Here is a 10,357-nt window from a genome sequence, read left to right as displayed (position 1 = left end):
AGTTTTACGACCCGAAAGCCTTCATCACTCACGCGGCGTTGCTCCGTCAGACTTTCGTCCATTGCGGAAGATTCCCTACTGCTGCCTCCCGTAGGAGTCTGGGCCGTGTCTCAGTCCCAGTGTGGCCGATCACCCTCTCAGGTCGGCTACGCATCGTTGCCTTGGTGAGCCGTTACCTCACCAACTAGCTAATGCGACGCGGGTCCATCCATAAGTGACAGCCGAAGCCGCCTTTCAATTTCGAACCATGCAGTTCAAAATATTATCCGGTATTAGCCCCGGTTTCCCGGAGTTATCCCAGTCTTATGGGCAGGTTACCCACGTGTTACTCACCCGTCCGCCGCTAACTTCTTGAGAGCAAGCTCTCAATCCATTCGCTCGACTTGCATGTATTAGGCACGCCGCCAGCGTTCATCCTGAGCCAGGATCAAACTCTCCAATAAAGTTAGTTTGTCTAGCATCTAAAAATAAAAATTGACGTTTCACGTTGTTTGTTTCGTTCAGTTTTCAAAGAACTCGTCTGCCGCTCAGAAGCGACTTTATCAATATAACATTTCGTTATGTTTTCGTCAACAACTTTTTTTAATAAGTTGTTTTTCGTTTGTTTTGCTTGTTACCTTTCGTGGCAACGAATATAAATATACCAGTTTGATTATTAAAATGCAATAGTTTTTCTAATAAAATTTTTAACTTAGTTAAAAAGTATAAAAACAGCACATTTCTTCTATATAAATATAATTTCTCGCACCATCAAGGGCTACTATCCCCACGTAGCTCATACTCAAATAAAAAAAGCTTTGGAGAAATCTCCAAAGCTTAGTCTTGTTTATGACGCATAGCAGGGAATAATAATACATCACGAATAGATGGTGCATTCGTTAACAACATAACAAGACGATCAATACCAATTCCTAGTCCACCTGTAGGAGGCATACCGTACTCAAGAGCTTCAATATAATCATCATCCATCATGTGAGCTTCATCATTACCTTGTTCGCGCTCTTTTAATTGCGCCTCAAAACGTTCTTTTTGATCAATCGGATCATTTAGCTCAGTGAATGCATTTGCATGTTCACGCGCAACGATAAATAATTCGAAACGATCTGTGAATCGTGGATCTTCGTCATTCTTTTTCGCAAGTGGCGAAATTTCTACCGGATGACCGTAAATAAATGTTGGTTGGATTAATTTATCTTCTACTTTTTGTTCGAAGAATTCGTTTATAATATGACCAACTTCCATCGTATCCTTAATACCTACATTATGTTCTTTTGCAAGTTCACGCGCTTCTTCTACACTCATTGGATTCCAGAAATCTGCTCCTGAATGTTCCTTGATTGCATCTACCATATGAAGACGTGTCCATTCTGGTTCTAGATTAATTTCATAATCACCATATTGGATTGTTGTTGTACCTAGTACTTGCTTCGCAATATGAGCAACCATATTTTCTGTTAGTTTCATAATATCTTTATAATCAGCATACGCTTCATATAATTCAATCATTGTAAACTCTGGATTATGACGAGTTGATACACCCTCATTACGGAATACACGACCGATTTCATAAACTTTTTCTAACCCACCCACAATAAGGCGTTTTAAATGTAGTTCAATTGCGATACGCATGTATAATTCCATATCTAACGCATTATGGTGCGTAATGAAAGGACGTGCAGAAGCTCCACCTGCAATTGCATGCATCATAGGTGTTTCCACTTCAAGATAACCATTGTCATCTAAGTATCTTCTCATTTCACGAATGATTTTACTGCGAGTAACGAATGTTTCACGACTTTCCATACTTGTGATTAAGTCTAAGTAACGTTGACGGTAGCGTTGTTCAACATCTTTTAATCCATGATATTTATCCGGTAATGGACGAAGAGATTTCGTTAATAGTGTAAAGCCCGTTGCTTTCACCGAAAGTTCTCCAACGTTCGTTTTGAACACTTTACCTTCAATACCTACTAAATCACCTAAATCTGCTGTTTTAAATAATTCGTACTCTTCATCTCCAACAGCATCTTTACGAACATAAATTTGAACTTGTCCATGTAAATCTTGAATATGTGCAAATCCAGCTTTTCCTTTACCGCGTTTTGTCATAATACGACCAGCGATAGAAACAGAGATTTCTTTCTCTTCTAATTCTTCTTTAGAGAACTCTCCATATAAGCTTAATAAGTCATTTGTTGCATTTGTACGTTCAAATCGTTTACCGAACGGATCGATTCCTTGTTCACGTAAGTTATGTAACTTTTCACGACGAACAAGCAATTGGTCGTTTAATTCTTCGTGGTTCATGTTATCCATGGTATTGATATCACTCCAGCTCTATTAATTTTTACAATATATACAGTATAGCATTTTCTACTCAACTAGAAAAACTGCCAGCAACTAGCTGGCAGTTCTTCTTTCTTTCACGTAATTATAGGAAGTGTATAGAGGAATGTCAATCTTCCCTATCTATTATTAACCAACGTGAATTGTTTGTTGTTTCGCTTCTACTTCTTCTACAAATGCACCTAATACATTCGCAAGGTCCTCACGCGTATTACAAGCATTGATACCATTACGTACAGTTGCATTACCACGAACACCCTTTAAATACCAAGCTGCATGCTTTCTCATCTCTCTTACAGCGACATTTTCATTCTTTAAATCGATAAGACGATCTAGATGCAACATACATACGTCAATTTTCTCACGCACTGTCGGTTCCGGCATTAATTCACCTGTTTCCAAATACTTTACCGTACGATAAATCATCCACGGGTCCCCAAGGGCAGCGCGACCAATCATAACACCGTCTACACCAATTTCATCAAGCATACGCTTTGCATCTTGCGGCGTTTCGACATCACCATTTCCGATAACCGGGATATTTACAGCTTGCTTTACTTGTTTAATAATATCCCAATCCGCTTTCCCTTCATACATTTGCACTCGTGTACGTCCATGAACTGCTACTGCTTGTCCGCCAGCACGCTCAACAGCTTTTGCATTCTCAATTGCAAAAATATGATCTGCATCCCAACCGATACGCATCTTAACTGTAACCGGCTTTTCAACAGCATCTACAACTGCCGCTACCATTTCATATATTTTATTTGGGTCTAAAAGCCACTTTGCTCCCGCGTCACACTTAATGATTTTCGGTACTGGGCAACCCATATTAATATCAATAATGTCTGCTGTCGTATATTTATCTACATATTTCGCAGCATCTACAAGAGTTTCTTTCTCTCCACCAAAAATTTGTAAACTTAATGGCTTTTCTCTTTCATCAATATATAACATATCTAATGTTCTTTTGTTATTAAGTAATATCGCTTTATCACTTACCATTTCAGCACAAACTAAACCTGCACCAAATTCTTTTACTGTCAAACGGAATGCAGAGTTACACACTCCCGCCATCGGTGCTAATACAACCGGGTTTTTCATCTCAATATTTGCAATCTTTAACACTCGACTTACTCCTTCCTTCATAGTCACTTCGGCATTAATTCCTCCACTGAAACCTTTAATGCCTTAGCAACTTCCACTACAAAATCTTGGGAAGGCGATCGATTCCCTCTCTCAACTTCACCTAAAACAGATACAGATACCCCTAACTCTTTCGCAAAACCTTCTTGTGTATAACCTTTTAGCTTTCGAAAAGCACGAATGCGTCTTCCCCATTTTTCTGCTTCCATACCGTTACTCCCTCTCGCCTTTTCATTTCTTCTACTTGTGAACGTGAAATGTTTTGTTTTATATCTTGATTAATCTCTAACAACGGAACGATAACAAAAGCTCTTTCGAACATCCGCGGATGCGGAACAATAAGATTCTCTGCTTCAATATTTTCTTGATTATATAGTAAAATGTCAAGGTCGATGGTCCTCGGACCCCATCTAATTTCCCTTTTTCTTCCTAAATCATTCTCTACTCTTTGTGTAATTTTCAATAATTCTTGCGGTGATAAATTGGTAGAAATTTTTATAACTAAATTTAAAAAGCAACTTTGGTCAGTATAGCCAACTGGCTCTGTTTCATATACAGATGAAATATCGTTAACTTGGATATACGGGTTTTTGTTTAAAAACTGAATCGCTTCAGTTAAATACGTATAACGTTCTCCGATATTTGAACCTAATGCAATGTAAGCTATATTATTCATGGACGTTCTCTCGTAATTTCCACTGCTACAGCACGATAATGCCCAGGTATCGGCGGATCTGGTTTAATTACTTTAATTGTACAACGGAAAATACTCTCATATTGTTTCAATATATCTGCAGCAATATTTTCAGCGATACTCTCTACAAGCTTATACGTTCTATCTTCAACAACTTTTCTACATAACTCGAAAAGCTCCCCATAATTGACAGAATGCTCTAAGTCATCACTTTCTCCTGCCTGTTTCAAATCCAACTCCACCGTTAAGTCCACTTTAAATCTCTGACCCAATTTATTTTCCTCTGGGAATACACCATGATAACCGTAAAACTCCATATCATGAACATAAATTTTATCCAATTACTTTACCCCCTTACCAATCATCGCATCCATCATCTTAGCCATACGTGCCATTTCCTTCACATCATGAACACGAACAAACTCACAGCCCTTTTCAATGCCGAGACAAACAGTAGCTCCTGTTCCCTCAAGACGTTCCTCTACCGGTAAATCTAACACATGTCCAATAAAGGACTTTCTTGAAGTACCTAAGAGAACTGGATAACCCAGTACGTTTAACTGTTCTAAATTACGCATCGCTTCTAAATTTTGTTCAGGTGTTTTAGCAAAACCGATGCCTGGGTCTAAAATGATATTCTCATCTCGCACACCAGCACCTTTAGCAATTTTAATACTGTCATATAAATCAGCAATCATATCAGCCATTAAATTGCGGTAATTCATGTTATCGCGATTATGCATCAAGATAATAGGTACATCGTAATGAGCTGCAACTTCAGCGATTTTCGGTTCCGCCTTCGCTCCCCAAACGTCATTAATAATATGAGCGCCAGCTTCGATTGCTTGTTTTGCAACTTCAGCTTTATACGTGTCGATAGAAATAGGCAATTTCACTTCTTTTGCAACCGCCTGAATCATCGGAACAACTCGCTTGATTTCTTCTTCCACTGATACTTTAGCAAAACCCGGGCGAGTAGATTCACCGCCGATATCAATAATATGGGCACCTTCATCTCGCATTTCTCTCGCATGGCGCACCGCAGCCTCTGCCTCGTTGTAACTCCCACCATCGGAAAACGAATCTGGTGTTACATTTAAAATCCCCATAATTAAAGTTTTTTCATTTAAGTTCAATGTATATTCGCCGCAGCGCAAATCATAATCCCACTTCAAACTACACATCTCCTCTTCACAATTCATTTCTGCTCCACAATTTCTCTCTCTGCATTTCGTAAAGATTCATAAACCTTTTTGTAACCATACCTACTTTACCCGGGAAATCCCGTCCCTCTATATGATAAAGTGGAACAATTTCTTGAATCGAGTTTGTTACGAAAACTTCATCAGCTGAAAGTAATTCATCTTTTGTAAAGAAACCTTCCTTTACTTCGATGCCCAGCTCTTCAGCAACCTTTATAATAAACGCACGAGTGATACCATTTAAAATCCCTGTTTTTAACGAAGGTGTATACAAAATATCACCCTTCACGAAAAAGAGATTCGAAACAATCCCCTCTGCAACATAACCTGTTTCAGTAAGGAAAATACCTTCCTTATTCACAACATTTCCAATTTCACGTTTTCCTAAAATGTTATTTAAATAATGATGAGACTTTAAGCGAGACGCACCCTCTGGTGTATTTCGCACTTGCTTTAAAACAACCCCTTCTTTTTCCACTACATCTCCGGGGGCTGCTAAAGGTTTTATAAAAACAATAACAGACGGCTCTTCATACATTTCCGTTTGCAATCCAATTTCATCTATACCCGCTGATACATTAAAACGTACATATGCATGCTCTAATTCATTCTTAACGAGTAAATTCTTCAAAATAAGGAGTACTTCATCTTTCGTCATTGTCCATTTAATGTGCAATGTATGCAGTGCATCTATTAAACGATCATAATGATCATCCAATAAGAAAGGATGACCATTATAAATACGAAACGTCTCAAAAACTCCAAGACCATATAAATAACCATGGTCATAAGGAGAAATTCTCGCTTCACTTGTTTCTACATACTCACCATTTACGTAAATTAACATGATGTCACACTTGGACTGTATTTACGAATGAAATTCTGCAACAACTCTTTCCCGTGGGAAGTCATAATTGATTCCGGATGGAACTGCACACCTTCAATCGGTAATGTTGTATGACGGAGCGCCATAATTTCCCCTTCTTCTGTCCAAGATGTTACCTCTAAGCAATCAGGTAACGTCTCTTTCCTAACGATAAGGGAATGATAACGTGTCGCAGTAAACGGATTAGGGATGTCCGAAAAAATCGTCTTTCCGTCATGATGCATAAGCGACGTTTTCCCATGCATTAAGCGCTCCGCACGTATAACCTCTCCACCAAACACTTGTGCAATGGATTGATGTCCGAGACAAACCCCAAAAATCGGAATCTTTCCAGCAAAGTATTGAATAACCTCCATACTAATACCTGCTTCATTAGGACTACACGGACCTGGCGAAATCATTAAAAAGTCTGGTTTCATATTCTCAATATCTAAAATAGTCACTTCATCGTTACGTTTAACAACAAGCTCTTGTCCAAGTTCTCCAAGAAACTGTACCAAATTAAATGTAAAAGAATCATAATTATCAATCATTAATATCATTTCTCTCACCTAACCGTTTCTTCGCTACGTTCTTTTGCACGCCATAAAGCAATCGCCTTTTTTAACGACTCTTTATATTCATTTTCCGGATTCGAATCAATTACAATTCCCGCTCCTGCTTGTACATGTGCTTTTCCATCTTTAGCAAGCAGTGTTCTAATTACAATATTCAATTCTGTATCTCCAGAATAACCGATCCACCCGATTGAACCTGTATAAATCCCTCGGCGAACAGGTTCTAATTCTTCAATAATTTCCATCGTACGTATTTTCGGGGCACCAGTAATTGTTCCCCCAGGGAATACAGCCTTCACTAAATCAAAAGCATCTTTATCTTCTTCCACCTCACCACGCACATTAGAAACAATATGCATAACATGTGAGTATTTCTCAATTACCATAAATTCATCTACTTCTACAGTGCCATATTTACAAACACGCCCTAAATCATTTCGTTCTAAATCCACAAGCATGACGTGCTCTGCTCTTTCTTTTTCGTTCTCAATTAATTCTTTTGCTAATTCTTCATCCTCTTGCTCATTCGCCCCTCTAGATCTCGTTCCAGCAATCGGTCTTGTACTTACTTCAGTTCCCTCTTTCTTAATTAGCAACTCTGGCGATCCACTAACAATTTGAAAATCCCCGAGCTCCAAGTAACCCATATATGGAGATGGATTAATTTCACGAAGACTTGTATAGATTTCTAGTGGGTGTGTTTGTAACGTTCTTTCTTGCCTTGTCGACAAGTTTACTTGGAACACATCACCAGCCCCAATATATTCTTGAATACATTCAACCGCCTTCATAAAGCTTTCTTCTGTAAAAGCAACTGTTTCACTTTTCTCTTCAGGGCACGCAAAAGGTATATTCACTTCTGGCGCTTCTGTCGCCCAAAGAATCTTCCATTCATTTAATCGCTCTTTTGCCTCTTCATGCTTATCTACATAATGTGTAATAATCCATAATACTTTTTCTTTTTGATCATAAACAAACACATCATCAAATAATAAAAAGAATATATCAGGTATATTAATATCATCCTCCGCAAGGGAAGGGAGTTTTTCAATATAACGGATGCAATCATAACTAAAGTAACCAATTGCACCACCTTGAAATGGAGGATATTCCGGATTATAGTCCGTTTTCCATCGCTCCATATATTCCTGCATTAAATCTAATGGGTTTCCTTGCTTTATTGTTTCCTTACCACTTTCGCTTATATGTAACGTTTCACCCTTCCCTCGGATTACCGCCACTGGGTTCAACCCCACAATGTTATAACGACCGCCACGTCCACTCTCTAACAAAATATGTTGCGGTTTATCCTTAGAAAGAAATTTATACTGCTTAAAGAAATCTAACTGATATGGAATAGAAAGCGCTAAAGATTTTCTTCGTTGCATATCAACACCCCGTCTTCTTTTATCCCACCCTCTTAGATTAACCACCTCAAACTACATTCGTTATGTATATAAAGTGGTTATACTCGAAGGCTAGTGAAAATAAATTAATTATACTACCTCTTATTTTACATGAAGTTTTCTAGTCATTCACTCTTTTCCTATTTCCAATCCAAAAAGAAAAAGCATCCTTTTCAAGGATGCTTTTTCAATCACATATAATTAAGACTCAAATTGATAAAGCGGTGTACTTAAATAACGTTCACCGTTACTTGGGATAATAACAAGTACCTTTTTCCCTTTACCTAACTTTTTCGCAATTTCTGTTGCTGCATAAATAACTGCTCCAGAAGAGATACCCACTAAAATACCTTCCTCTTTAGCCACTCTTCTTGCATATTCAAATGCTTGCTCTGCTTTTACTTGAACAATTTCATCATATACCTCTACATCCAATGTCTCTGGGATGAATCCCGCCCCAATTCCTTGGATTTTATGTGGACCCGGTTTCCCACCAGATAGTACTGGTGAATCCGCAGGTTCTACTGCATAAATTTTAATATCTTTATACGCTTCCTTCAGTACTTCACCAGCACCAGTAATCGTTCCACCTGTACCAATACCTGCAATAAACGCATCTAATTGTTCACCCATTTGTTCAACAATTTCTGGCCCTGTTGTTAAACGATGAATTTCTGGATTCGATTGATTTTTGAACTGTTGTGGTATAAAGTAGCCATGCTCTTTTGCTAATTCAGTCGCTTGACGAATCGCTCCACCCATTCCTTCAGGCCCTGGAGTCAATACTAATTCTGCACCGTAAGCACGTAATAAATTACGACGCTCAATACTCATTGTTTCTGGCATTACTAAAATTGCCTTATATCCTTTAGCGGCCGCTACCATCGCTAAACCAATTCCTGTGTTACCACTTGTTGGCTCAATGATTGTATCGCCTTCTTTTAATAATCCTTTTTTTTCAGCATCTTCAATCATAGCTAATGCAATACGATCTTTAACACTGCTCCCTGGATTCATAAATTCTAATTTTAAGTATATATCTGCGCTGTTTGATTCTACGATGCGGTTCAACTTAACGATCGGCGTTTTCCCGATTAATTCTGAAACTGATTGTGCCACTCGCATTCCTGTCACTCCTAACACCGAGTATTTTTATTGGTTTTATCTATATTTAGATTTTGTCAGAAAATTCCCTGTTTGTCAATTTATTTAGAGGATGGATTCCCTCACTTCCCTTATTACAAACTCTCAATTAAATTTGTAATATCTTCTTTAGAGAACTTGTGTCGCTCATTACAGAAATGACAATGAACTTCTGTCTCTTCTTCTTCTTCACGAATTTGCTCTAACTCTGTTTTACCCAAACTAATTAACACACTCTCAATACGTTCGCGTGAGCATGTGCAATTAAATTGAACATCCATCACTTCTAATACTTTTACTTTATCTTCTCCAAGAACTGCATACAGTAACTCTTCTGGAGAAAGCCCTTGTTCGATTAACGTTGATACAGGAGGAATCTTCTGCAAACGATCTTCAATGAATGAAATTGTTTCTTCCTGTGCACCTGGCATAATTTGAAGGATAAATCCACCTGCTGCTAATACGCTGTCATCTCCATTTACAAGAACGCCGACTCCTACAGAAGATGGTGTTTGCTCAGAAACTGCAAAATAATACGTGAAGTCTTCACCTAATTCTCCTGAAACAATTGGAGATTGACCAATAAACGGCTCACGCATACCAATATCTTTAATTACTGTTACAAATCCTTCAGTACCTACCGCTTGATATACACGTAATTTCCCTTGTTCCGTTCCTTCAAAATCAACATGTGGATTCGTTACATAACCACGTACATCCCCATTCGCATGAGCATCTACTAAGATGGGACCAATCGGACCATTACCTTCTACCTTAATCGTTAACTTTTGGTCACCTTTTAACATCGCGCCCATCATTGTACCTGCAGTTAAAGAACGACCAAGTGCCGCTGAAGCTGTTCTCCATGTATCATGACGTCTTTGCGCCTCACTTACTGTGTTTGTAGTACGTACACTATATGCACGCACTTCCCCATCAAACGCTAACGCTTTTACTAAATAATCTTTCATACTCAT

General features: G+C 38.4%; 11 protein-coding genes and 1 rRNA gene (1 of these 12 running past the window's edge). All 12 read right to left on the bottom strand.

Translation table 11 applies throughout. The features are described 5' to 3' along the window. Positions 1 to 443: ribosomal RNA gene (locus J0835_RS00435) — 16S ribosomal RNA — on the bottom strand (it extends 1,109 nt beyond the left edge of the window). 373 nt (positions 444 to 816) lie between these two features. Then, on the bottom strand, positions 817 to 2,316 hold the full coding sequence (gene lysS, locus J0835_RS00430) for a lysine--tRNA ligase (RefSeq protein WP_000369672.1): 1,500 nt from the start codon (positions 2,314 to 2,316) through the stop codon (positions 817 to 819). 159 nt (positions 2,317 to 2,475) lie between these two features. Beyond that, the gene (gene dusB / locus J0835_RS00425) at positions 2,476 to 3,474 is read right to left on the bottom strand and encodes a tRNA dihydrouridine synthase DusB (RefSeq protein WP_000912237.1); all 999 of its coding nucleotides are present in this window, start codon (positions 3,472 to 3,474) and stop codon (positions 2,476 to 2,478) included. Positions 3,475 to 3,497: 23 nt separating this feature from the next. Continuing rightward, entirely contained in the window at positions 3,498 to 3,701 is a 204-nt protein-coding gene (locus tag J0835_RS00420) for a helix-turn-helix domain-containing protein (protein ID WP_000387029.1), read from the bottom strand. Further along, positions 3,653 to 4,168 (bottom strand): 2-amino-4-hydroxy-6-hydroxymethyldihydropteridine diphosphokinase, encoded by a 516-nt coding sequence (gene folK, locus J0835_RS00415; protein ID WP_001059453.1) that lies wholly within the window; start codon positions 4,166 to 4,168, stop codon positions 3,653 to 3,655. Before folK ends, J0835_RS00420 begins: the two co-directional genes overlap by 49 nt. After that, positions 4,165 to 4,527, bottom strand: coding sequence for a dihydroneopterin aldolase (folB, locus tag J0835_RS00410; RefSeq protein ID WP_000358076.1), 363 nt, complete (start codon positions 4,525 to 4,527; stop codon positions 4,165 to 4,167). Before folB ends, folK begins: the two co-directional genes overlap by 4 nt. After that, on the bottom strand, positions 4,528 to 5,388 hold the full coding sequence (gene folP, locus J0835_RS00405; protein WP_140386632.1) for a dihydropteroate synthase: 861 nt from the start codon (positions 5,386 to 5,388) through the stop codon (positions 4,528 to 4,530). It abuts the gene before it with no gap. Continuing rightward, positions 5,378 to 6,235 carry an aminodeoxychorismate lyase gene (gene pabC, locus J0835_RS00400; protein ID WP_087979112.1) on the bottom strand — a complete coding sequence of 286 codons (858 nt, stop codon included), beginning with the start codon at positions 6,233 to 6,235 and terminating at the stop codon, positions 5,378 to 5,380. Before pabC ends, folP begins: the two co-directional genes overlap by 11 nt. Further along, on the bottom strand, positions 6,229 to 6,816 hold the full coding sequence (pabA, locus tag J0835_RS00395; protein ID WP_087979111.1) for an aminodeoxychorismate/anthranilate synthase component II: 588 nt from the start codon (positions 6,814 to 6,816) through the stop codon (positions 6,229 to 6,231). The genes pabC and pabA overlap by 7 nt, the downstream gene beginning before the upstream one ends. 5 nt (positions 6,817 to 6,821) lie before the next feature. Continuing rightward, complete coding sequence (gene pabB, locus J0835_RS00390) at positions 6,822 to 8,219, bottom strand: aminodeoxychorismate synthase component I (RefSeq protein ID WP_087979110.1); 1,398 nt, start codon at positions 8,217 to 8,219, stop codon at positions 6,822 to 6,824. A 219-nt stretch (positions 8,220 to 8,438) separates the two neighbouring features. Further along, positions 8,439 to 9,362, bottom strand: a complete 924-nt coding sequence (gene cysK / locus J0835_RS00385) for a cysteine synthase A (RefSeq protein WP_064475161.1) — start codon at positions 9,360 to 9,362, stop codon at positions 8,439 to 8,441. Positions 9,363 to 9,475: 113 nt separating this feature from the next. Next, positions 9,476 to 10,351 (bottom strand): redox-regulated molecular chaperone HslO, encoded by an 876-nt coding sequence (gene hslO / locus J0835_RS00380; RefSeq protein ID WP_087979113.1) that lies wholly within the window; start codon positions 10,349 to 10,351, stop codon positions 9,476 to 9,478. Between the last annotated feature and the right edge of the window lie 6 nt (positions 10,352 to 10,357).

It is taken from the genome of Bacillus cereus group sp. Sample62 (assembly GCF_036851315.1).
Classification (GTDB): Bacteria; Bacillota; Bacilli; order Bacillales; family Bacillaceae_G; genus Bacillus_A; species Bacillus_A wiedmannii.
Note: the sequence above shows the minus strand (reverse complement) of the source record. Positions and strands in the feature narration are given on the sequence as shown.

Excerpts from the sequence above, each read along its gene's own strand:
- lysS (WP_000369672.1), bottom strand. The coding sequence starts at position 2,316 with ATGGATAACATGAACCACGAAGAATTAAACGACCAATTGCTTGTTCGT.
- J0835_RS00420 (WP_000387029.1), bottom strand. The coding sequence starts at position 3,701 with ATGGAAGCAGAAAAATGGGGAAGACGCATTCGTGCTTTTCGAAAGCTA.
- folK (WP_001059453.1), bottom strand. The coding sequence starts at position 4,168 with ATGAATAATATAGCTTACATTGCATTAGGTTCAAATATCGGAGAACGT.
- folP (WP_140386632.1), bottom strand. The coding sequence starts at position 5,388 with ATGAATTGTGAAGAGGAGATGTGTAGTTTGAAGTGGGATTATGATTTG.
- pabC (WP_087979112.1), bottom strand. The coding sequence starts at position 6,235 with ATGTTAATTTACGTAAATGGTGAGTATGTAGAAACAAGTGAAGCGAGA.
- pabA (WP_087979111.1), bottom strand. The coding sequence starts at position 6,816 with ATGATATTAATGATTGATAATTATGATTCTTTTACATTTAATTTGGTA.
- pabB (WP_087979110.1), bottom strand. The coding sequence starts at position 8,219 with ATGCAACGAAGAAAATCTTTAGCGCTTTCTATTCCATATCAGTTAGAT.
- cysK (WP_064475161.1), bottom strand. The coding sequence starts at position 9,362 with ATGCGAGTGGCACAATCAGTTTCAGAATTAATCGGGAAAACGCCGATC.
- hslO (WP_087979113.1), bottom strand. The coding sequence starts at position 10,351 with ATGAAAGATTATTTAGTAAAAGCGTTAGCGTTTGATGGGGAAGTGCGT.